Here is a 25,194-nt window from a genome sequence, read left to right on the forward strand (position 1 = left end):
ATTTGGTTTCAAGACAATAAAAAAACCGTGGCATGCGCCACGGCTTCAGCGGTCAGTTCAATTGTTTCTCCATCATGATGCGAGGCTCGTTATCCTCTGTATACGCCCCCATGATGTCGTAGCCACACAACAGATTCAAGATGATGACCCCTTTGTTCGTGTTGCGCGCTTTCGTTCGAATCGAATGGAACCCTTGCGCCTTCACCCATTCGAGTTGCGTGTCCATCAACTTGCGGCCGATGCCATGCTTTTGAAACTCAGGGTGAACGCCGCCGGCCCAGCTATAGAAGCGATACGGCTCGGCCTCATAACCGATTTTGAAGCCGACGAGACGCTCGTCTGAAAACGCGAGCAACACGAGCGGATTCGCATGGCGATATAGCCGTTCTTTAAAACGCAGTTGATCGATGTCCCCGTATAACGTCCGATACAGGTTAAAGAATTCCTCTTCATAGTCTTTGAAATTCGTTGTCACATCTTTCACGATAAATGAACTGGTCGTACTCATCTTTCCATCCCCTTTCCGAATATGGACAAGTTGTTCGTACGCGTGTACCTTTCGCCGTTTACTCCGTTTTTCCTGTCTCGCGCGCAAAAGCGGTCAAACCTTTTTGCTTATACACGCCGAGCGACCGCTTCGGAAGGCTCTTCACCATCCAATTTTTTAAGATGCGTTGCTTGTCTTTCGCCTTCAGTCCATAGCCTTCCGTCACGACATGACGCGCCCGCGTCGTCACATCGTATAACGAGATGGCGGCAGCGACCGAGATGTTCAAGCTTTGGACATATCCTTGCATCGGAATCAGATAATTGCCGTCCGCCTTGGCGAGCGCCCGTTCCGATACGCCGTGATGCTCGTTCCCGAACAACAGCACCGTCGGTTTCGACACGTCGATGTCCTCAAGCGGAACCGCCTCTTCACTGAGTGCCGTGGCGAGAACTTGATATCCCTCCGCCTTCAACCGGTCAATCGCGTCCTCAATGGAAGGGTGTTCGACCACGTCGACCCAACGATCGGCGCTCTTGGCGATAATCGAGTTCGGTTTGAACTTGGCCCGACCCTCGACGACGTGCAACGTCTGCACACCGAACGCGTCCGCCGAGCGGAGCACGGCCGACTGATTGTGGGGATCATCGACCCCTTCCGTCAAAATCGTGATGTGGTTCGTCCGTAACGCCAACACTTCCTGCATCCGTTTGACACGGTCTGGCATCAACATGCTATACAGTAATCGATCTTCTTCTAATAACAGGCCCGACTGCAACAACTCCTCAAGCAAGGCCGCCTGCTCTTCTTTTGATAATGCCGATGTCGTCTGTCTCCATCCCATCGTTCTCGCCCCTTTCAACCTCTAGTATTGTAGCGAGATTCGTTCCGACTGACAAGCTGTGGGCGAAACGAGTCGAATCAGATTCGATTATGAAAATCCATGAAAATTAGGAAAACGGTTGCACAAATTTATGCAATCGATTACAATCATTTATGCAAGCGATTGCATTAGTGGTCGCCATAGACAGATAAAAAGTTCCGTATAGGAAGGAAGCGTATAGCATGAAACAACTCATCTCGTTCGACTTTTGGCAGAAACTCGGTAAGGCCTTAATGGTCGTCATTGCCGTCATGCCAGCCGCAGGTCTCATGATCTCGATCGGTAAATTAATTGGCATGTCAGCCGGAGACGTCAGCATCTTGCTCACGACGGCTCGCATCATTGAAGATCTCGGTTGGGGAATCATCGTCAACTTACATATCTTGTTCGCGGTCGCCATCGGTGGCTCGTGGGCGAAAGATAAAGCCGGCGGTGCTTTCGCTGCACTCATCGCCTTCATCTTGATTAACCGTGTCACAGGTGCCATCTTTGCCGTCAACGGAACGATGCTCCAAGACCCGGAAGCGACAGTCCAGTCACTCTTCGGAGCTGACCTTGTCGTCGCTGACTACTTCACATCAGTACTCGGTTCACCAGCTCTTAACATGGGCGTGTTCGTCGGGATTATCGCTGGTTTCCTCGGTGGTGCCCTTTATAACAAGTTTTATAACTTCAACAAATTGCCGAACGCCCTCTCGTTCTTCAACGGGAAGCGCTTCGTCCCATTCGTCGTCATCCTCGGTTCGGTCGTTGCCGCGATTGCCTTGTCAATCATTTGGCCGACGATTCAAGGTGCGCTCAACAGCTTCGGTGAATGGATTGCGACGTCACGCAACACGGCACCAGTCCTCGCGCCGTTCATCTATGGTGCGCTCGAACGCCTCCTCTTGCCGTTCGGACTTCACCATATGCTCACTGTGCCAATGAACTACACGGAACTTGGTGGCACGTATACGATTTTGACAGGTGCGACAGCCGGTTCGGTCGTTGCAGGTCAAGATCCGCTCTGGTTGGCTTGGGTAACGGACCTCGTTAACCTGCGTGCCGCTGGTGATACAGCCGCTTACAATGCATTGCTCGCAGACGTCGTACCGGCCCGCTTCAAAGTCGGTCAAGTCATCTTGTCGTTCGCTGCCTTGATCGGTGCTGCTTACGCGATGTACCGCAACGTTGACGAAGACAAGAAAGCACAATACAAGCCGATGTTCTTGTCGGCTGGTCTCGCCGTCTTCTTGACAGGTGTCACAGAACCAATCGAATTCATGTTCATGTTCGTCGCTCCAGTCCTTTACGTCGTCTATGCACTCATGGCCGGTGCCGCCTTCGCTTTGGCGGATGTCATCGACCTTCGTGTCCACGCATTCGGTGCGATTGAATTGCTCACACGGATCCCGATGATTGTGAAAGCAGGATTGCTCCAAGACTTGATTAACTTCTTCCTCGTGTCAGCGGCCTTCTTCTTCTTGAACTTCGGTGTGTTCAACTTCTTCATCAAGAAGATGAACCTTCCGACGCCTGGTCGCAACGGGAACTACATGGAAGAAACAACTGAGAAATCGAACGTGACCGGCAACGAGCAGGTCATGGGGATTATCGCTCTACTCGGTGGGGAAAATAACATTGAAGACGTCGATGCCTGCATGACGCGTCTGCGTGTCACAGTCAAAGACATGTCGCTCGTTTCAGAAGAGAGCGAATGGAAAAAGAACGGCGCCATGGGTCTCATCTTGAAAGACCGCGGTGTCCAAGCAATCTACGGCCCAAAAGCCGACGTATTGAAGTCTGATATTCAAGACGTCATCGGTGCATAATCAACAGGCCAGCTCGTACGAGTTGGCCTGTTTTTTTCTAAAGGAGGACTATCGTGAATATATTAACGCTGAACTGTCACGCCTGGTTAGAGGACCGTCAACAAGAGAAAATCGACTCGATTGTCGAACGGATCGCGAGCGAGGAATATGACATCATCGCACTCCAAGAAGTGAATCAACATAAAGAAGCCCCGCTCATCGATGGCTTGATTCGAGAGAACAACTTCGCCTATGTGCTCGTCGAGCGTTTGAAAGAACAAGGCGTCGATTACTACATGACGTGGGACTTCGCCCATTACGGCTATGACGTCTACGAGGAAGGGGTCGCAATCTTGTCGCGCACTCCGTTCGTGTCGACCGAATCGTTCTTCGTCTCGCAGACGACCGATCCGAACGATTACAAATCTCGGAAAATCGTCAAGGCGGTCTTGGACGGCTTGGATGCGCCGACGGCAATTTACTCATGTCACCTCGGTTGGTGGCATGACGCCGATGAACCGGTGCGCCATCAGCTCGATGAACTGTTGCGTCGCGTCGAGGACGACGATCGTGCCTTGTTGCTCGGTGACTTCAATAACGACGCGTTCATCCGTGGCGAAGGGTACGACTACTTGATTGAGCACGGTCTCCAAGACCTGTTCCATTTGGCGACCGAGCGTGAAGGTGATGCGACCGTCCAAGGTAAGATTGCCGGCTGGGACGAGAACAAGCAGGCGCTTCGCATCGACTTGATGCTGACGAACGCCCCGATTCATGTCTCGCGTCACGCCGTCGTCTTTGACGGCGAGAACGGTCCTGTCGTTTCCGACCACGCCGGTGTCGAAGCGACCGCGTTCTGGCGCTAATCAGACCCTTTTCTTTTACAATGTGAGAGAAAAGGGTTTTGCTTTTGGCGAAAATTCGGTATGGTTGGAAACGACTGATGTCTAACAACAATCTTTTTGAAAGTAGTGATTCTTTTTGACGACTTCTTCAACGCTCAGTCGGACCGACTGGACGCTCATTTTATCGCTCGCCTTGCTCACGTTCGTGCTCGGGACGAGTGAATTTGTCATCGTCGGGATTTTGCCTGATATCGCCGACGGTCTGTCGATTTCGATTGCCACGGCCGGAACGCTCGTCTCGGCATTTGCCATCACGTTCGCCATCGGGACCCCGCTGACGATGTCATTGACGAGTCATTTGCCGAAACGAAAACTGATGCTCACGCTCACCGCGCTATTCATCGTCTTCAACTTGTTCAGCAGTCTCGCCCCGACGTATGGGACGTTACTCGCGCTCCGGATGATGACCGCCGTCGTGACGGGCGTGCTCATCTCGCTCGCCATGCTCGTCGCCAGTGAATCGGTGCCGACCGGGAAGCGTGGGATTGCCGTCTCGTTCATCTTCGGTGGCTTCACGATGGCAAACGTATTCGGTGTCCCGCTCGGTACGTTCATCGGGCAACGGGCCGGATGGGAAACGACGTTCTTGTTGACGACCGCTTTAGGCGTCGTCGCATTTCTCGCCGTCTACCGCGTCGTCCCGAGTCAGTTGACGAGCGTCAAGACGTCGATTGCCGATCAGTTACGCCTCTTGACGAACCCGCGGATTTTAACCGCGTTCTTCATCCCCGCGTTCGGCTTCGGCGCGACGTACGTCGTCTATACGTATCTCGTGCCGATTTTGAAAGGCGTGCTCGGCGTCCCTGTCGCTTGGGTCAGCCCGATTCTGTTCGCTTACGGATTCATCTCCATCTTCAGCAATATGGCGGCCGGGAAAATCGCCAGCCATAATCCGATTGGACGGCTCCGGTTCGTCTTTCTCATCCAAGCGCTCGTCTTGGCTGCCTTGTACGTGACGACATCGAACGTGACACTCGGTCTGATCAATATCGCGCTCATGTCGTTCATGGCAATTCTGCTGACGACCTCGACGCAAATCTATTTGATCGACTTGGCCGAAAAGTTCAATCCGGACGCCAAAGGCCTGGCTTCGTCACTCATGCCGGTCGCCAGCAACGTCGGGATCGGGATGGGCTCGGCCCTAGGTGGTCTTGTCTATGCGAACGCACCTGTCATGACGCTCGCCCTCGTCGGTGGCGCCGTCGCGCTCATGACCGCCTTGCTGACCGCGGTCAGTCATCAGCTCGACCAACGTTAAAACAGCGTGCCCCATGATGTGGGCACGCTGTTTTTTAGAGCCAATCCAAGATTTGATTAATCGTCTCGTCGAGTTGTTGTTTGGCGCTGAGTGGGCTATCGTTATCCCCGTCCTGCGGGCCGTACATTCCGAAGTTGGCGTGATTGCCGTCTTTGATTTGATGGAAGACGGCGTCATCCGGGACGTTGTCACGGCTCGCCTCGATATCAGCCGGTGTGGCCAGATCGTCACGTTCACCGGAAACCGACAAGACACGCAGATTGCTATCCGCCATTGTACTAATCGGATACGAGGCGAGGAAGATGACCCCCTCGACTTGCTCCTCGTGTTCGAGCGCGTAACCGGACGCCGCCGAACCGCCGAGTGAATGACCGCCGACGACCCAACGTTCGATGTCTGGATGGGCGGCGATAATCGTCTCCGCAGCATCAATATCTGCTATCCCGAGATTCAAGCGCAACGATGGGATGGCGACGAAGCCACCTTCCTCTGCCAGTCTGGTGCCATAGTAAGCGTACGCCTCTTTCTCGACTTTCGCTCCAGGATACAGGATGAAACCAACCTCGCTGTCTGTCTGCCCGAACTCGAGACGATTGTTCACTTCCGTCGCCTCAGCCGCGTAACCGAGCGCCTCTTCCGTCGGTCCGTACGTCAGTTGCGTCCACACGAGGAAGCCGATGATGGCGACCAAGATGACTCCTAATAGGCCGAGGCCAATCCACTTCAGTTTTTTCTTCATTATATACCTCCATTTGCATCAACTTCCCCGTCACGGTACACTAGTATTAAAAAAGGGAAATGGCAGGGGGACATCATGACCAAAAGTTCTGTAACCACGACGATTCAGTGGTTTATTTTTATTTTAGCTACAAACATTGTACCACCGCTCTCGATCGCTGCCTTATTTGAACTGTCGCCAGGCGAGACGATGACGTTCATCTCACGTTCACTGTTCGTCTTCGCACTCTTCAGCATCATCCAGACGCTTCTCGGCCACCGCCTGCCCATCTTAGAAGGACCAGCCGGGATTTGGTGGGGTGTGTTCACACTCTATGCCTCCATCGGTCCAGCACTTTATGGGAGCGGACAAGAGACGCTCCAAGCGCTCGGTTTCATGTTGTTCTTAAGTGGTGTGCTCGGTGTCGTCATGACTGTCACCGGACTGTTGCGACGGATGCTGTCGTTGTTCACCCCACAAGTGCTCGGGGTCTATATGATTCTGCTCGTCCTGCAACTGTCGGGTGCCGTCATCAAAGGCGGCTTTGGCGTGACCGAGGACGGCATCAACACAATCCAAGCCGTGGCGACGGCCGGCCTCGTCTTATTCGCGCTCACGCTCGAGCGTAGCCGGTTCAAGCAGTACGGCCTCGTCATGACGCTCATCGTAGGGTTTTGGCTATTCAACATGCTCGGTCTCGGGAATCCGATCGTCCGTTCTGAGTCATTTTTCCTCGTCCCTGAACTATTCCCGTTTGGTATGTGGGTATGGGATTGGAATTTGCTCCCGACTGCGTTCGTCATCACGCTCCTGCTCATGACGAACGTCCTTGCCAATATCAAATTGATTGAGCGCATCGTCAGCTCGCGCGAGAAGCGTCAAATCGAAGGGAACGTCCCGGCGTCAGGCGTTGTCAGCGGCATCAGCCAAATGGTGGCGGGCATGTTTGGGACACCGGGACCGGTCGCCATCTCTGGAACGGCTGGTTTCTTATCCTCGACGGAGAGCGTCCATCGCTCACCCCATCTCGTGGCCCATGCTGTGATGATGGTGCTCGCCCTCATCGGTCCGTTCGTCTCGCTCATCGCGAGCATCCCAGCCGCCGTCGGATACGCCATCGTCACCCCGCTCATCGCGACGATGATTATCATCGGAATTAACGAGGCAGCGTTCGAATTGAACCAAAAGACGGCGTCACTCACTGTCGGTCTTCCACTTGTGATTGGGGCCGGCGCGATGTTGCTCCCACCTGGGGCGATGAACGATTTGCCGCCGCTCTTGGCGACCGTGTTCTCGAACGGACTCGTCCTCGGAACAATCGTCGCCTTGACGACAGCCATCCTCAGCCGTATCAAAGACTAAAAAAACTGACCTCGCGTGAGGTCAGTTTTTTTCGGTTACGTGCATATGGAACGCAGCGTCGTGCGGCAAGACGGCACCGTCTTCGGCCTCGAAGTGTGCGCGGTCCTTGACGTAGGCGGCAATCGAGATCGTGTCGCGGTGAAGCGCCCGTTTGAACGCTTGCTCGGCCGTCACCGGTGTCCCATCGTCATTTTTCAACTCGAGACCCATCAGCTTATACCCGAGCGTCTGTCCGCCACGGCGCATCTGACATGCCTCGAGCGCGTAGGCGATGAGTGTCGGCGTGATGACGACGTGGACGAACTCGCTCTTCACTTTCTTGCGGACGAGCTGCTCGACACCAAAACTTAGCAATCCGGCAATGACACCGTCAATCAAGACGGCTTTGGTCCGTTTCTTCGTTAATGGGTTCATTGGCTCATCCTCTGCATCATGCCAGACGTCAATACTTCGATGCCTTGTCCTTCTTCCGCGGCCATAATCAACGCGCGCGCCACATGGAGCGCTTGAATCGGTGCAGCATCTGGTAATTTATCGAGCAATAATGGTTGGAGCGGACGGCTGACGACCTCGGCTGCTTTCTCGCCGAGACGGAACTCCTCGCGATCTCCGAGCAAGAGCGACGGACGGGCGATAATCAAGTGTTCGAAGCCAAACACTTTGAGCCCGTTCTCGAGCTCCCCTTTCACCCGGTTGTAGAAGAAAGGTGACCGAAGTGACGCGCCTTGCGCCGAGACGACGGCGTAACGTGTCGCCCCGTGTCGTTTCGCGACACGTGCCACTTCAAGCGGCAAGTCGAGATCGACATGTTTGAACGCCTGACGTGAACCGGCGACGGCAATCGTCGTCCCAAGTGCGCAGTAGACATCATCAATGTGCGGCAACGCCTCGTCCATTCCTTCGAACCCGACGACTTCATGCAGTTTCGGATGACTCCATCGTTTCGAGCGGCGGACGATTATCCAGACTTGATCATACCGTTCTTGTTCGAGCAACTGTTCGACGAGTTCGCGTCCAATCAATCCGGTGGCGCCAACGACAAGTGCAGTTTTCCCCATGCTTGTTCCCCCTAGTTACGTAGTTCCTTTCAGTCTAGCTGACTTGCCGGTTATCGGCAACGACCTCGGCCGGACGGAACCGGTCGACGAGTCGGAAGAACCCGTTCAATAACAAGGCAGTGAACGATCCGGCGACGATGGCACTGTCCGTGAACAACTGCACCGCTTCCGGCATATTTGCGACGATGGCCGGGTTGGCCGTGATGCCAAGTCCGACACCGATCGACAAGGCGATTGTAATCAAGTTCTCATTTTTCGCAAAATCGACTTGGCTCAAAATCCGAATCCCTGACGCGGCGACCGTGCCGAACATGACGAGCATCGCCCCGCCGAGAACCGGTTTCGGGATCAATGTCGTGAACGTCGCGACTTTCGGCAAGAAGCCCAGCAAAATCAACAGACCGCTCGTCCAGAAGATGACGCGACGTGATTTGACGCCTGACAATTGGACGAGACCGACGTTTTGACTGAACGTCGTGTACGGGAAGCTGTTGAAAATCCCTCCGAGAATCGTTGCCACACCCTCGGCCCGATACCCTTTCGTCAACTCGTTCGAGCCAATCGGTTTTTTCGTGATATCGCTCAATGCTAAGAAGACACCGGTCGATTCAATCATCGAGATGATGGCCACGAGCGTCATGACGAGGATGGCCGAGACGTCAAACGTCGGCATCCCGAAGTAGAACGGTTGTACCATTTGGAACCAACCGGCCTCACGGACCGGACTGAAATCGACGAGACCGAGGAACGCGGCGACCCCTGTACCGATCAAGACCGCAAACAAGACAGCGGCCGCGCGCGTGAACACGGTACCGATTCGGTTCAAGACGAGAATCAAACCGATGGTCAAGCCACCGAGCGCCAAGTTTTGCATCGAAGCGAAGCCAGGCTCACCTGGCATCCCACCGCCGATATCATTGACAGCGACTGGGATGAGCGAGAGACCGATAATCGTCACGACCGAGCCGAGCACGACCGGCGGGAAGAAGCGGGCCAGTTTCCCGACAAAGCCTGAAATTAAGATGACAATGATTCCGCTCGCGATGAGTGCCCCGTAAATAGCGGTGATACCGCTCGAACTACCGATGGCAATCATCGGACCGACCGCGGTGAACGTACAACCAAGTACGACTGGCAGACCAACACCGGTGAAACGAGTCGTCCAGACTTGCAACAGCGTCGCGACACCACACATGAACAAATCGATTGCGACGAGATACGCGAGTTCCGTCGGACCGAGTCCGATGGCACCACCGACGATGAGCGGGACGATGGCCGCGCCCGTGTACATGGCGAGTAAGTGTTGGAAACCAAGGCTGGCTGTCTTAAACGTATTCATCGGACCACCTCCACGAAGGAAATCTCACCCGCTTCAAGCTTGGCAATTCGGGCTAGTGACTCGACTTGATAGCCTCGCTCGAGCAACTTGTCCCGTCCCGGTTGGAACGACTTCTCGATGACGATGCCGACACCGGCGACGACCGCCCCGGCTGATTCGACGAGTTGCGTCAAACCGAGAGCGGCTTCCCCGTTGGCGAGGAAGTCATCGATGACGAGCACTCGTTCTTCGGGTTGGACGAAGCGACGGCTCAAACTGATGCGGTTCGTCTCTTGTTTCGTGAACGAGTAAACGTCCGCTTCGACGAGATCGTCTTGGAGCGTAAGTGATTTACGTTTACGGGCAAAGACGAACGGGATGTTCATCTCAAGCGCCGTCATCATGGCTGGGGCGATTCCGCTCGATTCCAATGTGACGATACGATCGATTCCCGCGTCACGGAACCGGTCCGCGAACTCACGACCGATCGCCTGCATCAAGACAGGATCGACTTGATGGTTTAAGAAGGCATCGACTTTCAATACGTGTTCGGACAACGCTTGCCCTTCATCTCTGATTTTGTCTTCTAACTGCTTCATTGTTTTCCCTCCAATAAAAAATGCGATTCGTCACCCCAACCCGGGGACGACGAACCGCATGGAAACAAAACGAATGCACACGACAAGCGTCACCCGTAGTCGAACCATTTACGGTGGTTCGGTAGAGACTTGCGGGCCATATTCCCGCTGATATACGAGTGCGAATCTTTTATTTATATAAGATAGGACTTATTCTAGACGATATTTAATAAATTGCAACCCGTTTTGGAAAAGACGGCTAAAAGTTCGATTTTTCTGAAACTCCTGTATACTAAAGATACTGGAAAAACGAGAGGAGCCACATCCATATGAAGCTATTCGTATTAGGGGCCACTGGCCGGACCGGTCATCAGTTTGTCGACCAGGCCATCGAGCATGGCCACCATGTGACCGCCTTCGTGCGGGAACAAAAAAAATTGATTCCGACTCCGCAACTTGAAATCATCGAAGGCGACGTCACAGACAGCGCCGCTTTGACAGATGCCCTCGCTGGTCATGACGCCGTCATCAGCTGTCTCGGGACCGACTTGAGCGATTCGGACTTCTTGGCCCGCGTCACCGATGCACTTGTTCCGGCGCTGAAAGCAAATGACGTCACTCGGGTCGTCTATCTCGCCTCGGCCGGAATCGATAAAGAGATTCCCGGAATCGCTGGTACGGTCGTGACGTTCATGCTTCGGAAGCCGCTCCGTGATCACCGGGCCGCGGTCGATTTGTGGCGCAACTCGTCGTTCGATTACACGATCGTGCGGCCGATGCAACTGACGGACGGTCCCCGGACCTCGGTGTATCGCACGTCCGTCGACAGCATTCCAGACAACGGAAAACAGATTTCACGAGCCGATGTCGCCCAGTTCATGCTGAACGCCGTTGAAGAACAACACTTCGTCCGCCAATCAGTCGGGCTGGCGTACTAATTTTTTTGAATCCATGCTACAATATCGGATAGTCAACTTTGAAGGGAACGAATAAGAAATATGAGTATATTAACAGTACAAAACTTGAGCCACGGTTTCGGTGACCGCGCCATTTTGAACGACGTGTCTTTCCGTCTATTGAAAGGCGAACACATCGGCCTCATCGGAGCGAACGGTGAAGGAAAATCAACGTTCATGAACATCATCACGCGCAAACTCCAACCGGACGAAGGGAAAATTGAATGGGCGAAAAATGTCCGCGTCGGTTACCTCGACCAGCACGCTGTCCTCGAGCGTGGGATGACGATTCGGGACGTGTTGAAGAGCGCGTTCCAATACTTGATTGACACCGAAACACGAATCGGTGAGCTCTATATGGAAATGGGCGATGCGACGCCAGAACAGATGGACGACATGCTCGCTGAAGTCGGCGAACTGCAGGAAATGCTCGATTCGAACGACTTTTATATCATCGACGCGAAAGTCGAAGAAGTCGCTCGCGGTCTCGGTATTTTAGATGTCGGACTCGACCGTGACGTCACGGACCTCTCAGGTGGTCAGCGGACAAAAGTATTGCTCGCGAAATTGCTTCTCGAGAAGCCGGACATCCTCCTCCTCGATGAGCCGACCAACTATTTGGACGAGGCCCACATCGAGTGGTTGAAGCGTTATCTCCAGAACTACGACAACGCCTTCATCTTGATTTCGCACGATATCCCGTTCTTAAACAGCGTCATCAACTTGGTCTACCATATGGAGAACCAAGACTTGTCACGCTATGTCGGGGACTACGACAAGTTCATGGAAGTGTACGAGATGAAACGCTCGCAGCTTGAATCGGCTTATAAACGCCAGCAGGCTGAAATCGCCGACTTGAAAGACTTCGTCGCCCGCAACAAGGCACGCGTCTCGACGCGGAACATGGCGATGTCACGCCAGAAGAAACTCGATAAGATGGACGTCATCGAATTGAGTGCGGAACGTCCGAAACCAGAATTCCGGTTCTTGCAGGCACGCACGTCAGGTCGTCTCATCTTTGACGCCAAAAATCTCGTCATCGGTTATGACGAGCCGCTCTCACGCCCGCTCGACCTCCAAATGGAGCGCGGTCAGAAGATCGCCCTCGTCGGTGCGAACGGGATCGGGAAAACGACGTTGTTGAAGAGTCTTCTTGGCATGATCAACCCGCTTGAAGGAACCGTCGAACGCGGTGAGTTCTTGGAGATCGGGTACTTCGAACAAGAAGCGGCCGTCAGCAACAACACGTGTATCGAAGAGATTTGGAGCGAGTTCCCGTCCCTCAACCAGCAACAAGTCCGCGCCATGCTCGCGAAATGCGGTCTCATGACGAAGCATATCGAGAGTAAAATCGCGGTCCTCAGTGGTGGAGAGAAAGCGAAGGTCCGTCTCTGTAAGCTCCAAAACAACGAATCGAACTTGCTCCTCCTCGATGAGCCGACGAACCACTTGGATGTCGACGCGAAGGAAGAGTTGAAACGTGCGTTGAAAGAATATAAAGGCAGTATCCTACTCATCAGTCACGAACCAGAGTTCTATCAAGACATCGTCACCGACGTCTGGAACTGCGAATCGTGGACGACAAAAGTATTCTAATCCGTGTAGAGGAAGTGGCGTATGGCTGGCCCGATTCAAGTTAATGAACGCATCGTTCTGTATGACATCATTCGAGGTTTTGCCCTGTGCGGCATCTTCCTCGTCAATATCCCCACAATGCTCGGAAGCGACTGGATTTCCGGTCGCGCCGACTATGCGGGGAGCGATTTACTCGTTCGGACGCTGTTCGATTTGTTCGTCCAGACGAAGTTTTACACGATTTTCTCGCTCCTGTTCGGAATCGGCTTCTCGATTTTTCTCGAGCGCTCGTATGCGCGCGGGGACTCGGTCGCCCGTTATATCCGCCGTATCGCGATTTTGTTTCTATTCGGACTCGTTCACCTGGCCATTTGGTCGGGTGACATCTTACATACGTACGCGATGTGGGGCTTGTTGCTCCCACTGTTTTATGGATTAAGCAACCGGGCGATTTTGACATGGGCATGGAGTTTGTTGATTGGGAGCTTTTTACTCTTCTATGTCTCATCCATGTACTTAGAATTGTCGCTCGGATTTAGGTTTAGTGGTGATCCTTTCCCGGCAATCTTTAATTCTGGATTCGGCCCATGGTTCGACTATCGCTTAGACGAAGAGATTTTTGACATGTTCCAAAACTCATTTTTTGTTGGGGTTGAAATTCTAAGCCTGTTCTTGTTCGGCCTGTATATTGGACGCGAACGGAAACTCCTCACGTGGAGCATCCGAGGATTGACCCGGACGGCCATCATCTGCACGATAGCGGCCCTACCGTTCTTCGCAGTTATTATTTGGCATCACTACGGTAGCGGTGCCGAGTATTCGGCGACGAACTCTGCGGCTATCCTCGTCTCTGGGAAACTGCTCGCGACGACGTACGTCTGTCTCTTTACGATCGCCGTCCGTAACGGGCGCGCATTCCGTCCGCTGCAGGCGCTCGGCCGTATGGCGCTGACGAACTATTTGACGCACACGCTCGTCGTCGTCCTGCCCGTTATCGCCCTCGGCTACTACGGTCGCCTGTCGTTGACGGAAGGATTGTTCTTAAGTATCGCAATTTTGATTGCCCAAGCGTTCTTCTCGATGTGGTGGCTCAAATCACATCGATACGGTCCGTTCGAGAAATTATGGCGAATCGGAACGTATGGACGACAAAAACAAGCATCTTAACCGCAAAAAGGCTCGAAGCAGATTGACCTGCTTCGAGCCTTTCTCGTTTCTTATTCGAGCCTTTCTCGTTTCTTAGTTCGTCGCCGCTGCTGTGAGCACCGGTACGATTTGCTTTTTACGTGAGACAACACCAGGGAGTGTCGCAAGACCATCGACCAATTTGACGTTGAACGCCTGCTCGAATAGATCCGTCTTCTTACCGACAACGAGTGCTTCTGAATCGTTCGTCAAAATGTTCGTGATGGCGAAGACAAACAAATCGAGTTCTTTGTCTAACATCTTCACGGCCATTGCCGCTTCGACTTCAGCTTTACGGCTCAATACATCGTTCGCGTCGACCGTGTTCACTTGAGCAATCTCAATGCGGTAGTCACCCATCGCAAACTCTTTCGCGTCGAGCGAGATGAGTTCTGGGATTGTCTTTTGGCTAAGGTCGGCTCCAGCTTTCAACATCTCAAGACCGTATGTCTCGATGTCTGTACCTGAGATAGCTGCGAGTTCTTTTGCCGCTTTGATATCCTCGTCCGTGCATGTCGGTGACTTGAACAAGAGCGAGTCCGAGATGATCGCCGATAGCATCAATCCTGCCATGTCAGGCGCGATTTCGACATCGTGCTCTTTATAGAGTTTGAGCAAAATCGTCGCCGTGCATCCGACCGGCTCCGCCCGATAGTAGAGGGCATCTGCTGTTTGGAAGTTGGCGATACGGTGGTGATCGACGACTTCAAGGATGCGCACGTCTGCGATGTCTTCCGCACTTTGTTGGAACTCGTTATGGTCGACCAAGATGACCGAGTTCACTTCGTCTGAGACGCGTTCCACGAGGCGTGGTGCCTTGACGCGGAAGTGGTCGAGCGCATATTGCGTCTCCCCGTTCACTTCACCGAGGCGGATCGCCTCGGCGTCCATCCCTAACTTTTTCTTGAGCTCCGCGTAAGCGAGCGCCGAGCAAATCGTATCCGCATCTGGATTTTTATGTCCAAAGACTAGTACTGTACTCATCATACATTCTCCTCACTATGATAGTTTTCCCTTATCCATTATAACGTCTATACTCATTCTTTCAATTCCCAAACAAAAAGAGCCACTAGGGGCTCTTTACGCTTGTTCGTCTTCGTCCGTCTCTTCGAGGTCCGAATGATCCCCTTTTGAATCTTCTTCGTGCGAAATATCCGGTTGGTCTCGTTTCAACTTCTCTTGTTCTTCTTGTTCACGCTTTTTATCTTGTTCTGACATCTGTCTCATCCTTTCGGTTTTGTCATGTCGTAGACTGTTCCCCGAGCTGGATGGCTTCAAACGGATGTATTCTTTCTGTTAACAAACTGTGATGTCACGCTTGAACGAATACGACCTCGTCGCCACGAATCTCGACGTTGACGTCTTGTCCTTGGAACAACCATTCATCCTGTTCAGCCACGACGAAGCGAATCCCGTCCTCTTCCGTTTCGACTACAGCGTTGTCGATGTCTTCTGTGATGACGCCCACTGAGAAGCCGTGCGTCAAATCGGTCGAACCCCCATATTTGGCGAAGAGGCGCACCGTCTGGCCTGCCTCGACTTCCATTTCATCTTTAAAAAATTGGAGTGCTTCTTCTGTCACGTTAATCTTCATCTGTCATCCTCCTCTCGACTTCTGTCTCCATTCTAATCGTTTCAGAAAAGACGAGCGAGGAAGTTGCCTAGAGTGTCGTCCCCGGCAAATACGTGACCGTTAAACTGTTTGTGACCGAAGCTGCACCGTTCATTTCATCAAACGTCACGTCGAACAGCGTCCGGCCGATGTCTTCATTTGGCGAGTGCATCGTCGACAGACCGAATGCCTGACCGATCGGATGACCATCGAAGCCCAGGATGGCGACTTCATCGGGGATGCTGACACCGCGACGGCGTAATTCCCCTAAAAAACCGAGCGCCACATAATCCGACGAGAAAAAGAGCGCTCGAGGACGCTCTTGTTGACGCAGAAACGCATCGGCCAGTCCGATTCCGTCCTCGCTCGTCAAGTAACCGGTCCAGACCCACCGCTCACGCGCAAGTTCGACTTCATCGAAGTACGCTTGCTGACGCGCGATCGAGCTTGGACTGTCTTGTCTTGACAACACGATGCCGATTTCGGCATATCCCGCTTGCGCCAACACGCGCAAACCGGCGACGAACGCGGTGTAATGATCGACGTGGACCGAAGAAATCGTCTGCGGCGCTCCGACGGTCGCGACCGCAATCGGACCAAACTGTCTATACGTTTCCATCTCATCGAATGACATCGTATGGGATAACAGAATCGCCCCATCGACTTCACGGTGCTTCAATAAATCAAGCGCTTGCCGCTCTTGGTCGAGTTGATATTCTGTCTGCCACATGACGAGTCGATAATCTCTTTGGAGGGCAGCTTTCGCGAGCCCGTTGACGAACAGTCCATAATACGGATGATCCAAATACGGCAACACGACGACGAAACGCTGCGTGCGACCGGTCGATAACGTCAGCGCCTGCTGATTCCGTAAATAGCCAAGTTCGGCCATCGCCCGTCGCACCCGTTCCCGCTTCTCTTTCGACACGTACGGATGCTCATTGAGCACGCGCGATACCGTCGTCACGGATACGTCCGCATATTTCGCGATATCTCGGATGTTCGCCATTCCGCTTCACCTCAATCTGTCAGTCTTTGCATATAGTGTACCCACTCTGACTCCTGACTGTCACCTTTCGCAATCACTTGTTTCCGGATGGCTTGGACGAGACGAAACCGTTCTTCGACGGAGAGATGAAGAAACTCGTCTTGGAAACGGGCGCACAACATTCTTCCGAGCGGCGTATACAACTGATTGATGACGAGTTCGTAGACGATCCCACTACACCATGTCTTCCACGTTGTCGGATTCATGAGCTTTCCCTCCTTTGACTTAACCGTACAGTCTGAAACGCGTTTCAGAGCAAGTACTATTTTTATTTTGTCTATTTCCGAACATTCAGCGCTTACATGAGAATATTTTAGGTATTTTCACTCAAAATCATTGACGACAGCCAGCTCATTTTGTATAGTCATCAAGTTGATAACGTTAATTCGAAGATTGACGAACATTATTGTTCGGAAATTACTAATGATAGGGAGTTTTATTCATGAACTTTTTTCAATTGAAACAACATGGGACGAACGTTAAACAAGAAGTGATGGCCGGCATCACAACGTTCGTGACGATGGCATACATCTCCGTCGTCAACCCTGCGATTATGTCAGATGCCGGCATCCCGTTCGCACAAGCGTTCACGGCGACCATCATCGCCATCTTGATTGGTACCGGCCTCATGGCGTTCTACGCCAACCTCCCAATCGCCGTTGCACCAGGGATGGGACTGAACGCATTCTTCGCGTATACACTCGTCGCCCAGCAACAGATTGCTCCGTCAGCCGCGCTCGGCGTCGTGTTCGTCTCGTCGGTCTTCTTCTTGATTTTGTCGCTGTCACCGATTCGGACGAAACTGATTCAAGCGATTCCAGCGTCGCTCAAGCATGCCATCACGACCGGTATCGGTTTGTTCATTGCCTCGCTCGGATTGAAGTTGTCAGGTCTCATCGTTGCGGATGAGGCGAACCTTGTCCGGCTCGGGGACTTGTCATCGCCGAGTGTCTTGCTCGTCCTCGGTGGCTTGATTGTCTCGGCGCTCTTGTTCTCTCGGAACGTCCCAGGCTCGCTCCTCATCGGGATGGTACTTACCGGAATCGCCGCCTATTTCATGGGTCTCTTGAAGATTGAAGGCGTGACGGCGATGCCGACATTGCCGGAAGGACTGATGGTCAATCCGCTCACGGCGTTCTCAGACGTCATCCAATACGGCTTGTTCGGTGCCGTCTTGTCATTCTTCCTCGTCACGTTATTCGATACGACGGGAACACTCGTCGGTGTCGGAAAACAGGCCAACCTGTTGAAAGAGGATGGGACGATTGAGAACGGTCACCGCGCTTTGTTCGCCGACTCGCTCGCGACAATGGGTGGCTCGCTCGTCGGGACGAGCCCGTCGACGGCTTACATTGAATCAGCTGCCGGTGTCGCCCAAGGCGGACGGACCGGTCTCACGACAGCGGTCGTAGCCGGTTTGTTCGGACTCACCCTATTCTTCAGCCCGCTCATCGGTGCCATCTCTGGCGTTGCCGCCATCACGGCGCCGGCGCTCATCATCGTCGGTGCGCTCATGTTGACGAACGTCCGCTATATCGACTGGACCGATTTCAGCGAATACTTCCCGGCGTTCATGACGATTCTCATCATGCCGCTCTCGGGCAGTATCGAACGCGGGATCGCCTTCGGGTTCATCCTGTATCCAATCTTCAAAGCGATGAACAAAGAGACGGTCCACCCGCTCATCTACTTGTTCGGCGCACTGTTCATTTTGGAAATGTTCTTCTTATAAGTTAGATTCGTGCCCTCGTCGACCGACGAGGGTTTTTCTGTTATTCAGCACGGGAACACTGTCGTATATCAGTTCCATCCTGAATCTTGATTCATTATCATTTAGTTCTCAATTAGGTAGGATTTTACATTTATTTGAGAGATTCGTCCCATTTTTCTGTTTTGTGGCTGTTTGTTATGGAATAATAACTGTGAAACCGTTTACGAATAAAACTATGAACAGGAAAGAAGGAATGGACATGCCTAAAGTGGCACTGTTCGTCACTTGTCTCTCTGATACGTTGTTCCCATCGGTAGGACAAGCGACGGTCGAACTATTAGAACATCTAGGTTGTGACGTCAGTTTCCCGTTTGAGCAAACGTGTTGCGGACAGCCCGCCTATAACAGCGGCTACCATGAAGAAACAAAGAAGATTGCGAAGCATATGATTGAGACGTTCGAGAAGGCCGATGCCGATTATATCGTCGGCCCGTCCGGTTCATGTGTCATGATGATGCGCGACTATCCACACTTGTTCAAAGATGACCTTGCCTGGAAGATGCGGGCCGAGGCCCATGCGGCGAAGACGTTCGAGTTGACGCAGTTCATCGTCGACGTGCTCGAAGTGACGGACGTCGGGGCCAAGTTCTCCGCCAAGGCGACGTACCACGCCTCATGCCACATGACGCGCCTGCTCGGCATCGAGGCGGCACCGGGGCAGTTGCTCAAAAATGTCGACGGCTTGACGATGCTCCCGCTCGACAATGTCCACAACTGTTGCGGCTTCGGGGGGACATTCTCCGTCAAGATGCCAGACGTCTCGGTGCAGATGGTCGATGAGAAAGTTGAATCGATCTTGAACTCGGGGGCCGAGGTGCTCATCGGGGCGGACGCCTCGTGTTTGATGAATATCGGGGGACGCCTGCATAAACAAGGTCATCCAATCAAAGTGATGCATATCGCGGAAGTGTTGAACGAAGGGGTGAAACAAGCATGAGCATGGGGATTCGGTTAGATGAGAAGTTTCAAGATCGACGCAAAGACGGGATTGATAATCCATTCATGCGCCAAGCTGTCAGTTCGGCCCAGAACCGATTACGTGACGGAAGGCTGAACGCGGCAGGTGAGCTTGGGGATTGGGAAGCGTTTCGGGACCATTCGGAAGAGATTCGCCAACATGTGCTCGAACATCTTGACTATTACTTGTATCAATTGAGCGAGAATATCTCCAAACGGGGCGGCAACGTCTTTTTCGCCGAGACGCCGGAAGAAGCGAACCGTTACATCCGGGAAGTCGTTCGCGCCAAGAATGCCAAGCACGTCGTCAAATCGAAATCGATGGTGACAGAAGAAATCGGGTTGAATGAGGCGCTCCATGAGGAAGGATGCACGGTCGTCGAGTCCGATCTCGGGGAATGGATCCTGCAGCTCGACAACGATCCACCGTCGCACATCGTCGCCCCGGCCTTGCACAAAGACCGAAACGCCGTCCACGAGACGTTCACGGCCCACGGCTATGAAGGATCGAACGACCCGACCGAGCTCGGGCGTTATGCTCGCCGTGAGTTGCGGAAAGACTTTTTGAAAGCAGAAGTCGGCATCACGGGCTGTAACTTCGCCATCGCCGAGAGCGGTGCCGTCGGGCTCGTGACGAACGAAGGGAACGGTCGAATGGTGACGTCGCTTTCGGACACGGTCATCTCGGTCATGGGCATGGAACGGATCGTGCCATCGTATGAAGAGTTCGAGGTGCTCGTCAATATGCTATGTCGGAGCGCCGTCGGTCAACGACTCACCTCGTACATCACGACGTTCGCTGGCACGCGCGGTCACGGCGAAGTCGATGGACCAGAGGAGTTCCATCTCGTCATCGTCGACAACAAACGCTCTGGCATCCTCGGCACACAGTTCCAGTCTGTGCTCCAATGCATCCGCTGTGCGGCCTGTATCAATGTCTGCCCAGTCTACCGCCATATTGGTGGTCACGCCTACGGCTCGATTTATCCGGGCCCGATCGGTGCCGTGCTCGCCCCGCTCCTCGACGGATACGAGAATTATAAAGAGTTGCCATACGCCTCGAGCCTATGCGGTGCCTGTACGGAAGCCTGTCCGGTCAAAATCCCGCTTCACGAGCTGTTGATTGAGCATCGCCGGGTCATCGTCGAAGAGAAGAAACAATCACCGTTCGTCGAGCGCATCGCCATGAAAGGCTTCGCCGTCACGTCCTCGAGTCCGTTCTTATTTGAAGCGGCCGAACACATCGCGCCGTTCGCATCGTCCCCGTTCACGAAAGCGGGACAAATCGACAAAGGCTTGCCGGCGTGGACGGATTCGAAAGACTTACCGCAACCGGCCAAGCAGACGGTGCGGGATTGGTTCAAGAAACGGGGGAATGCAGAATGAATCCAGGCACGATCACCAATCGCGAGGATTTTCTAAAACGAATCGCAGGGCAACTCGGACGTGACGTCGATTTGACGCCGCCGAAACGAGTGTATAAGCATCGACCGCAAGACGAGGTGTTGAAAGATGCGTCCGACGAGGAACTGCTCGAGACATTCCGGATGGTCGCGACACGCATCCACACCGACGTCGTCGAATGCGAGTCGGCCAACCTCGATGATACGCTCCGTCTGTTAATTGATCGGTATGAAGGGAAAGCCATCATCGCTGAACATGACGACCGGATTCAGGCGTGGGCCCCAAACACGAGCGAATCGTTTGACTGGTGGGATGTGGAGCGACCGGAAGACAGCCGTTCCCTCGCCATAAAAGCCGATATCGGCATCACGATTGCCGACCAGGCCCTCGCCGAGAGTGCAACCATCGTTCAATACGCAGCACCCGGCAAGTCACGCACGATCAGCCTATTGCCGCGCGACCATATCGCCATCATCCCAAAATCGGTGCTCGTGCCGCGGATGACGCAGGCGGCCAAGCAACTCAGTGCGTTAGATCGAGACGGAGACCTCACGTCACCAAACGGGGTCAACTTCATTTCCGGCCCATCGAACTCAGCCGATATCGAGATGAATTTGATTGTCGGGGTGCACGGACCGGTCCGTGTCGCCTACTTACTTGTCCACGATCTGTAAACAAAAAGACTCGCTCGTGAATAGCTCACGCGCGAGTCTTTTTCATGCTTATTCGACGGTGATGCTCCCATTCGAGCTCGTCAGTTTGAGTTCGACCGTCCCGTCCCCGAACGTCCGCTCGTTCGCCCGGTCGCCGAACAGTTCGACTTTGCCGTTTCTCGTCTTGGCCCGGATGACGGCGTCACGCGGATCTCGCTTCAGACGCACATCGATGCGTCCGTTGTTCGTTTTCAGACGGACCGGATGCTCGAGCACATCTATGACACAGTCGATGCGTCCGTTCGATGTCTTCGCCTCGACTGCCCCTGTCACGTCATGGATATCGAGACGGCCGTTCGACGACTGAACCTCGAGACGATCCACAGTCGAGCCAAGCACTTCCACGCGTCCGTTCGACGATTGCGCGTCAAGGTCCTGCCCTGTCATCGACGTGAGACTGACTTTCCCGTTCGAAGAGCGGAACGAGCCTCTCTTGGCGCTAACAGTATGGGCCGTGATGCTCCCGTTCTCACTCTCAACTTCGACCGATGCGGCCTCGAGATTGCGCACGTCACAGGAGCCGAGACGATTTTTCAAGACGACTTGCTCATATGCATGGCGTGGTAACTCGACGTGTAACACCGGTGCCTTGGTCACCGCCCAGGCGAACAAGTTCGACAGACCAAACCGGCGCTCTGATTCGATTCGAATCTCCAGGGTGTCCCCGACAATCTCCATCGTCACCCCGTGGTCTCGTTCCGTCTCGAGCGTGGCGTAGGCAAAGCCGTCATGAGACGGCACGACTTGGACGTGCGCTTGCAGGACGTTAATCGAGACGTTGCGAAACGCCACGTTCTGGCTTTTGACAACGGCCGGTTCTTTGCGCACCTCAGACGAGAGCTCGTTTGATTCGAGCAACTCGCTCGCGAGCGCGCTTGGCGCCCCGAGTTCTTCAATCATCGCCGCATCTGTCTTCCCGTCAACCCGTCCGCTCGCAAAGTATTCCGACACATCCCGTAAAATATCGACCCGCTCGATGACGCTCATGCCCATCAGTAACCGTTCGAGTTCCAATAAATACTGTTCTTCTGTCATTTATCCGTTCCCCCTTCAATCAATTCGTTGACACCGGTCGTGAACGCTTCCCATTCCGCACGTAGTTCTGCCAAATGAGCTTTCCCCTGCTCTGTGATCGTGTAGTACTTTCGCGGTGGTCCTTCTGCCGACTCCTTTAAGTACGTTGTGAAATACCCGTCCGAGGTGAGTCGCCGCAGGAGCGGATAGACGGCCCCTTCCGAGATGGCGACTTTTGCCGAGATGGCTTGCACGAGCTCGTATCCGTAACGGTCATGCGTCTCGACGAGCGCGAGCACGCACAAATTGAGCACGCCTTTCTTGAACTGAGGATTCATTTCCTCGCCTCCTCTACTATATATTAAACAATAGCTCATCATTCACTATTATTCAATAGATAATAGTTAAATTTCCGCTTATTTCTTGATTGGTGGAAACAACTGGTTTAAATCTGTACAATGAAGGAACGACACTCGTAGGATATTTGTCACAGCAGGAATGTACGCAGTTCCAGGAAGGAACGGTCTTTATGAAAGCATGGATTGACCAGCGGATCGGAAGACAGTTTTTATTCGTCTTCTATTTATTCATCGGACTGATCCTCCTGACCTCACTCGCCGTGTACATGTATACGGAAAACCGAATCGAACAGACGACGTCATCGCTCGAGAACATTAGTGAACGTCGCACGAACGCGACCGAACTATTCGAGACGTGGCAGTCGATGCAATATGAAATGCGTGGCTATGTCATCCTCGGCGACGAGGCGATGCTCGCCCGCGTGAAAGAAAAACAAGACTTAATTGAGATTCAGACCACATGGTTCGAGACGAACGCGGTCACTGAAAAAGAGAAGACGTATGCCAGCGACGCACGGACGCTATTCTCGGCTTATCAACAACGCGTCATGCCGAGCCTAGAGCGATATGTCATCGCCAAACGCGAAGGGACGGTCACCGAACCGTTTTTGAAAATGCCGACGCTCGGTAAAGTGACACCGCAAGCGGAACCGCCTGCCGACCGCAAATTTAAAATCAACTCAAAAAGTGCAGCTGACATGAGTGCGAGCATCGTCGATATGGAGACGGTGTTTACCGAATACCGCAACTCGTTGAATGAAGAAGAGAATCAGTTGCGGGAGCAACTCGCCACTCATACAAAGTGGGCGCAAGTGCTCTGGCTCCTCTCTCTCCTCGCCGTATTGCTCGTCCTCTTTATCGCCGCCCGTCCTTACGTGAAACGACTGACCGGTCAACTGCAGAACTTGATTATCAACAGTGATCGACTGGCGGATGAACGGATCATTCCGATTCCAGCGGCTGTCTCTTCGCGAAATGAGGTCGGACAACTGACGAACTCATTCCGTCAAATGGCCTCTTCGCTCGCGACACAACGCAACCAAGTCGAGGAAGAACGTGAGAAGACGGCGCGCCTCCTGCACTCGATTCGTGATGCGGTCATTTATGTCGAGCATACGACACATGAGAAGTTTGCCAACCAGGCCCTCTTCATCATGTTCAATCAAGCCGCCACGAAACGGAACGAGATGGACTTGTACCGCTTGGATGCTGATTTAGAGGAACTCGGTCTTCAAGTCGATCAGAAAGACTCGTTCTTCTCATTCATGCGCCGTGCGTTTGATGGCGAGAGCATGGAAGAAAGCGTGACGTTCTCGATGAATCAAGAAGAACGCTTCATCCAGATGTATGCCGAGAAAATCCACTTGCGTGGCACCCGTCATGGCACGATGCTCGTTTTCCGGGATGTGACGCAAGAGACCGAAGTCGACCGCTTGAAAACGGAACTCGTGTCGACCGTGTCGCACGAACTGCGCACACCGCTCACGAGCATCATCGGCTTCACCGAGCTGCTTCGCTATCGGACGATGCCTGCAGAGCGCATCGATCAATATTTAGGGATGATTCACCAAGAGACGCTCCGTCTCGAGGACTTGATTTCCAACTTGCTCGACGTGCAACGGATGGAGTCCGGCAAACAGACGTACCATAGCCGACCCGAGAGCTTGCATACGATTTTAAAAGAAACGATCGCCATCCATCAAGGTGCGAGTGAACATCATCAGCTCGACCTCGAATGTGATACGAATCTATATGTATACGGTGATCGAGATCGCTTGAGTCAACTGTTCACGAACTTGCTCCACAACGCGATCAAATATTCACCAGAAGGCGGAAAAGTCGCCGTCTGTGTCACGAATGACAAGTCCGATGTCATCGAGATTTCGATTCAAGACACCGGCATCGGCATTCCGACGTCGGCGCTGCCGAAACTGTTCGACAAGTTTTATCGCGTCGACAACTCGGCCAGTCGTAAAATCGGTGGCACGGGCCTCGGCCTCGCCATCTGTAAAGAAATTGCCGAAGGACACGGCGGAACGATTCGCGTCGATTCGAGCGTCGGCCACGGCTCGACATTCACCATCATCTTGCCGAAATACGCGGCGGAAGATCAACTAAGCAGTTAATAGACAAAGGGAGACCCCGCTTGACGCGTGATATGCTCCCCAATAGGTAGACAGATGAAATAACAAATCTGTTTATTCTATTGGGGAGTGTTTTTTATGGCGAGAAGTCGACATTCA

Annotated in this window: 26 protein-coding genes and 1 riboswitch; of the genes, 12 read left to right on the top strand and 14 right to left on the bottom strand. The window is 53.2% G+C overall.

Translation table 11 applies throughout. The annotated features are described in order from the left end of the window. Nucleotides 1-52 precede the first annotated feature (52 nt). Nucleotides 53-508, bottom strand: a complete 456-nt coding sequence (locus KNP71_RS11290; protein WP_021068095.1) for a GNAT family N-acetyltransferase — start codon at nt 506-508, stop codon at nt 53-55. Nucleotides 509-566: 58 nt separating this feature from the next. Beyond that, nucleotides 567-1,331, bottom strand: a complete 765-nt coding sequence (locus tag KNP71_RS11295) for a TrmH family RNA methyltransferase (protein ID WP_214830725.1) — start codon at nt 1,329-1,331, stop codon at nt 567-569. Between the two features lie 221 nt (nt 1,332-1,552). Between KNP71_RS11295 and KNP71_RS11300 the strand changes: the two genes are divergently transcribed. From KNP71_RS11300 to KNP71_RS11310, 3 genes are all read left to right on the top strand, one after another. Beyond that, nucleotides 1,553-3,181, top strand: a complete 1,629-nt coding sequence (locus tag KNP71_RS11300) for a PTS transporter subunit IIBC (protein ID WP_214762495.1) — start codon at nt 1,553-1,555, stop codon at nt 3,179-3,181. 53 nt (nt 3,182-3,234) lie between these two features. Beyond that, nucleotides 3,235-4,026 carry an endonuclease/exonuclease/phosphatase family protein gene (locus KNP71_RS11305; protein ID WP_214756394.1) on the top strand — a complete coding sequence of 264 codons (792 nt, stop codon included), beginning with the start codon at nt 3,235-3,237 and terminating at the stop codon, nt 4,024-4,026. Nucleotides 4,027-4,141: 115 nt separating this feature from the next. Further along, nucleotides 4,142-5,323: an MFS transporter gene (locus KNP71_RS11310; RefSeq protein ID WP_214799387.1), complete on the top strand. Its 1,182-nt coding sequence runs from the start codon at nt 4,142-4,144 to the stop codon at nt 5,321-5,323. A gap of 34 nt (nt 5,324-5,357) precedes the next feature. On the opposite strand, the gene KNP71_RS11315 is transcribed toward KNP71_RS11310, so the two are convergent. Continuing rightward, nucleotides 5,358-6,062 (bottom strand): alpha/beta family hydrolase, encoded by a 705-nt coding sequence (locus KNP71_RS11315; RefSeq protein ID WP_214827721.1) that lies wholly within the window; start codon nt 6,060-6,062, stop codon nt 5,358-5,360. Between the two features lie 75 nt (nt 6,063-6,137). Between KNP71_RS11315 and KNP71_RS11320 the strand changes: the two genes are divergently transcribed. Next, nucleotides 6,138-7,403, top strand: a complete 1,266-nt coding sequence (locus tag KNP71_RS11320; protein ID WP_214830727.1) for a purine/pyrimidine permease — start codon at nt 6,138-6,140, stop codon at nt 7,401-7,403. Between the two features lie 21 nt (nt 7,404-7,424). Here KNP71_RS11320 and KNP71_RS11325 read toward each other — a convergent pair whose 3' ends face one another. The 4 genes from KNP71_RS11325 to KNP71_RS11340 are packed head-to-tail and all read right to left on the bottom strand — an operon-like array spanning nt 7,425 to nt 10,378. Further along, nucleotides 7,425-7,817, bottom strand: a complete 393-nt coding sequence (locus KNP71_RS11325; RefSeq protein WP_029596281.1) for an RDD family protein — start codon at nt 7,815-7,817, stop codon at nt 7,425-7,427. Then, the gene (locus KNP71_RS11330; RefSeq protein WP_021068087.1) at nt 7,814-8,461 is read right to left on the bottom strand and encodes an NAD(P)H-binding protein; all 648 of its coding nucleotides are present in this window, start codon (nt 8,459-8,461) and stop codon (nt 7,814-7,816) included. Before KNP71_RS11330 ends, KNP71_RS11325 begins: the two co-directional genes overlap by 4 nt. Nucleotides 8,462-8,495: 34 nt before the next feature. Next, nucleotides 8,496-9,800 carry a nucleobase:cation symporter-2 family protein gene (locus KNP71_RS11335; protein ID WP_029596283.1) on the bottom strand — a complete coding sequence of 435 codons (1,305 nt, stop codon included), beginning with the start codon at nt 9,798-9,800 and terminating at the stop codon, nt 8,496-8,498. Next, on the bottom strand, nt 9,797-10,378 hold the full coding sequence (locus KNP71_RS11340) for a xanthine phosphoribosyltransferase (protein WP_214830729.1): 582 nt from the start codon (nt 10,376-10,378) through the stop codon (nt 9,797-9,799). The genes KNP71_RS11335 and KNP71_RS11340 overlap by 4 nt, the downstream gene beginning before the upstream one ends. A 76-nt stretch (nt 10,379-10,454) precedes the next feature. After that, a riboswitch (purine riboswitch) is annotated at nt 10,455-10,556 on the bottom strand. Between the two features lie 130 nt (nt 10,557-10,686). Here KNP71_RS11340 and KNP71_RS11345 point away from each other — a divergent pair. The 3 genes from KNP71_RS11345 to KNP71_RS11355 are packed head-to-tail and all read left to right on the top strand — an operon-like array spanning nt 10,687 to nt 14,055. Beyond that, complete coding sequence (locus KNP71_RS11345) at nt 10,687-11,295, top strand: NAD(P)-dependent oxidoreductase (RefSeq protein ID WP_214830731.1); 609 nt, start codon at nt 10,687-10,689, stop codon at nt 11,293-11,295. A 60-nt stretch (nt 11,296-11,355) separates the two neighbouring features. Further along, nucleotides 11,356-12,909 (top strand): ABC-F family ATP-binding cassette domain-containing protein, encoded by a 1,554-nt coding sequence (locus KNP71_RS11350; RefSeq protein ID WP_021068083.1) that lies wholly within the window; start codon nt 11,356-11,358, stop codon nt 12,907-12,909. 21 nt (nt 12,910-12,930) lie between these two features. Further along, nucleotides 12,931-14,055 carry a DUF418 domain-containing protein gene (locus KNP71_RS11355; protein WP_131471638.1) on the top strand — a complete coding sequence of 375 codons (1,125 nt, stop codon included), beginning with the start codon at nt 12,931-12,933 and terminating at the stop codon, nt 14,053-14,055. A 72-nt stretch (nt 14,056-14,127) separates the two neighbouring features. On the opposite strand, the gene KNP71_RS11360 is transcribed toward KNP71_RS11355, so the two are convergent. The 5 genes from KNP71_RS11360 to KNP71_RS11380 form a co-directional block, all read right to left on the bottom strand. Further along, nucleotides 14,128-15,057, bottom strand: coding sequence for a manganese-dependent inorganic pyrophosphatase (locus tag KNP71_RS11360; RefSeq protein WP_214830733.1), 930 nt, complete (start codon nt 15,055-15,057; stop codon nt 14,128-14,130). Nucleotides 15,058-15,153: 96 nt separating this feature from the next. Next, nucleotides 15,154-15,291, bottom strand: a complete 138-nt coding sequence (locus KNP71_RS11365) for a hypothetical protein (RefSeq protein ID WP_021068076.1) — start codon at nt 15,289-15,291, stop codon at nt 15,154-15,156. A gap of 94 nt (nt 15,292-15,385) precedes the next feature. Further along, nucleotides 15,386-15,667, bottom strand: coding sequence for a HesB/YadR/YfhF family protein (locus tag KNP71_RS11370; RefSeq protein ID WP_029596288.1), 282 nt, complete (start codon nt 15,665-15,667; stop codon nt 15,386-15,388). Nucleotides 15,668-15,734: 67 nt separating this feature from the next. Beyond that, on the bottom strand, nt 15,735-16,694 hold the full coding sequence (locus KNP71_RS11375; protein ID WP_029596289.1) for a LacI family DNA-binding transcriptional regulator: 960 nt from the start codon (nt 16,692-16,694) through the stop codon (nt 15,735-15,737). 11 nt (nt 16,695-16,705) lie between these two features. Further along, on the bottom strand, nt 16,706-16,939 hold the full coding sequence (locus tag KNP71_RS11380; protein WP_029596290.1) for a hypothetical protein: 234 nt from the start codon (nt 16,937-16,939) through the stop codon (nt 16,706-16,708). Between the two features lie 236 nt (nt 16,940-17,175). On the opposite strand from KNP71_RS11380, the gene KNP71_RS11385 reads away from it, so the two are divergent. The 4 genes from KNP71_RS11385 to KNP71_RS11400 all read left to right on the top strand — a co-directional run bounded on the left by KNP71_RS11385 (nt 17,176) and on the right by KNP71_RS11400 (nt 21,539). Next, the gene (locus KNP71_RS11385; protein ID WP_214830735.1) at nt 17,176-18,465 is read left to right on the top strand and encodes an NCS2 family permease; all 1,290 of its coding nucleotides are present in this window, start codon (nt 17,176-17,178) and stop codon (nt 18,463-18,465) included. Nucleotides 18,466-18,703: 238 nt separating this feature from the next. Further along, complete coding sequence (locus KNP71_RS11390; protein WP_029596292.1) at nt 18,704-19,441, top strand: (Fe-S)-binding protein; 738 nt, start codon at nt 18,704-18,706, stop codon at nt 19,439-19,441. Between the two features lie 2 nt (nt 19,442-19,443). Continuing rightward, a complete protein-coding gene (locus KNP71_RS11395; RefSeq protein WP_483299387.1) occupies nt 19,444-20,847 on the top strand; it encodes a LutB/LldF family L-lactate oxidation iron-sulfur protein in 1,404 nt (467 codons plus the stop codon). Then, nucleotides 20,844-21,539, top strand: coding sequence for a LutC/YkgG family protein (locus tag KNP71_RS11400; RefSeq protein WP_214830738.1), 696 nt, complete (start codon nt 20,844-20,846; stop codon nt 21,537-21,539). Before KNP71_RS11395 ends, KNP71_RS11400 begins: the two co-directional genes overlap by 4 nt. 48 nt (nt 21,540-21,587) lie before the next feature. Here the strand turns inward: KNP71_RS11400 and KNP71_RS11405 are convergent, their stop codons facing one another. Both KNP71_RS11405 and KNP71_RS11410 read right to left on the bottom strand, forming a co-directional pair. Next, entirely contained in the window at nt 21,588-22,613 is a 1,026-nt protein-coding gene (locus KNP71_RS11405) for a DUF4097 family beta strand repeat-containing protein (RefSeq protein ID WP_021068068.1), read from the bottom strand. Further along, nucleotides 22,610-22,930, bottom strand: coding sequence for a PadR family transcriptional regulator (locus KNP71_RS11410; protein WP_021068067.1), 321 nt, complete (start codon nt 22,928-22,930; stop codon nt 22,610-22,612). Before KNP71_RS11410 ends, KNP71_RS11405 begins: the two co-directional genes overlap by 4 nt. A gap of 191 nt (nt 22,931-23,121) precedes the next feature. On the opposite strand from KNP71_RS11410, the gene KNP71_RS11415 reads away from it, so the two are divergent. Continuing rightward, nucleotides 23,122-25,077: a sensor histidine kinase gene (locus tag KNP71_RS11415; RefSeq protein WP_214830740.1), complete on the top strand. Its 1,956-nt coding sequence runs from the start codon at nt 23,122-23,124 to the stop codon at nt 25,075-25,077. Nucleotides 25,078-25,194: the final 117 nt, after the last annotated feature.

This window comes from Exiguobacterium sp. s56, from assembly GCF_018618255.1.
GTDB classification, from domain to species: domain Bacteria; phylum Bacillota; class Bacilli; order Exiguobacteriales; family Exiguobacteriaceae; genus Exiguobacterium; species Exiguobacterium chiriqhucha.

Bases quoted from the DNA above. Each gene is read 5' to 3' on its own strand.
- KNP71_RS11320 (WP_214830727.1), top strand. From the start codon at position 6,138: ATGACCAAAAGTTCTGTAACCACGACGATTCAGTGGTTTATTTTTATT.
- KNP71_RS11335 (WP_029596283.1), bottom strand. From the start codon at position 9,800: ATGAATACGTTTAAGACAGCCAGCCTTGGTTTCCAACACTTACTCGCC.
- KNP71_RS11325 (WP_029596281.1), bottom strand. From the start codon at position 7,817: ATGAACCCATTAACGAAGAAACGGACCAAAGCCGTCTTGATTGACGGT.
- KNP71_RS11330 (WP_021068087.1), bottom strand. From the start codon at position 8,461: ATGGGGAAAACTGCACTTGTCGTTGGCGCCACCGGATTGATTGGACGC.
- KNP71_RS11380 (WP_029596290.1), bottom strand. From the start codon at position 16,939: ATGAATCCGACAACGTGGAAGACATGGTGTAGTGGGATCGTCTACGAA.
- KNP71_RS11385 (WP_214830735.1), top strand. From the start codon at position 17,176: ATGAACTTTTTTCAATTGAAACAACATGGGACGAACGTTAAACAAGAA.
- KNP71_RS11295 (WP_214830725.1), bottom strand. From the start codon at position 1,331: ATGGGATGGAGACAGACGACATCGGCATTATCAAAAGAAGAGCAGGCG.
- KNP71_RS11415 (WP_214830740.1), top strand. From the start codon at position 23,122: ATGAAAGCATGGATTGACCAGCGGATCGGAAGACAGTTTTTATTCGTC.
- KNP71_RS11395 (WP_483299387.1), top strand. From the start codon at position 19,444: ATGGGGATTCGGTTAGATGAGAAGTTTCAAGATCGACGCAAAGACGGG.
- KNP71_RS11365 (WP_021068076.1), bottom strand. From the start codon at position 15,291: ATGTCAGAACAAGATAAAAAGCGTGAACAAGAAGAACAAGAGAAGTTG.
- KNP71_RS11290 (WP_021068095.1), bottom strand. From the start codon at position 508: ATGAGTACGACCAGTTCATTTATCGTGAAAGATGTGACAACGAATTTC.
- KNP71_RS11360 (WP_214830733.1), bottom strand. From the start codon at position 15,057: ATGAGTACAGTACTAGTCTTTGGACATAAAAATCCAGATGCGGATACG.
- KNP71_RS11370 (WP_029596288.1), bottom strand. From the start codon at position 15,667: ATGAAGATTAACGTGACAGAAGAAGCACTCCAATTTTTTAAAGATGAA.
- KNP71_RS11300 (WP_214762495.1), top strand. From the start codon at position 1,553: ATGAAACAACTCATCTCGTTCGACTTTTGGCAGAAACTCGGTAAGGCC.
- KNP71_RS11345 (WP_214830731.1), top strand. From the start codon at position 10,687: ATGAAGCTATTCGTATTAGGGGCCACTGGCCGGACCGGTCATCAGTTT.
- KNP71_RS11410 (WP_021068067.1), bottom strand. From the start codon at position 22,930: ATGAATCCTCAGTTCAAGAAAGGCGTGCTCAATTTGTGCGTGCTCGCG.
- KNP71_RS11400 (WP_214830738.1), top strand. From the start codon at position 20,844: ATGAATCCAGGCACGATCACCAATCGCGAGGATTTTCTAAAACGAATC.
- KNP71_RS11390 (WP_029596292.1), top strand. From the start codon at position 18,704: ATGCCTAAAGTGGCACTGTTCGTCACTTGTCTCTCTGATACGTTGTTC.
- KNP71_RS11315 (WP_214827721.1), bottom strand. From the start codon at position 6,062: ATGAAGAAAAAACTGAAGTGGATTGGCCTCGGCCTATTAGGAGTCATC.
- KNP71_RS11355 (WP_131471638.1), top strand. From the start codon at position 12,931: ATGGCTGGCCCGATTCAAGTTAATGAACGCATCGTTCTGTATGACATC.
- KNP71_RS11405 (WP_021068068.1), bottom strand. From the start codon at position 22,613: ATGACAGAAGAACAGTATTTATTGGAACTCGAACGGTTACTGATGGGC.
- KNP71_RS11375 (WP_029596289.1), bottom strand. From the start codon at position 16,694: ATGGCGAACATCCGAGATATCGCGAAATATGCGGACGTATCCGTGACG.
- KNP71_RS11350 (WP_021068083.1), top strand. From the start codon at position 11,356: ATGAGTATATTAACAGTACAAAACTTGAGCCACGGTTTCGGTGACCGC.
- KNP71_RS11340 (WP_214830729.1), bottom strand. From the start codon at position 10,378: ATGAAGCAGTTAGAAGACAAAATCAGAGATGAAGGGCAAGCGTTGTCC.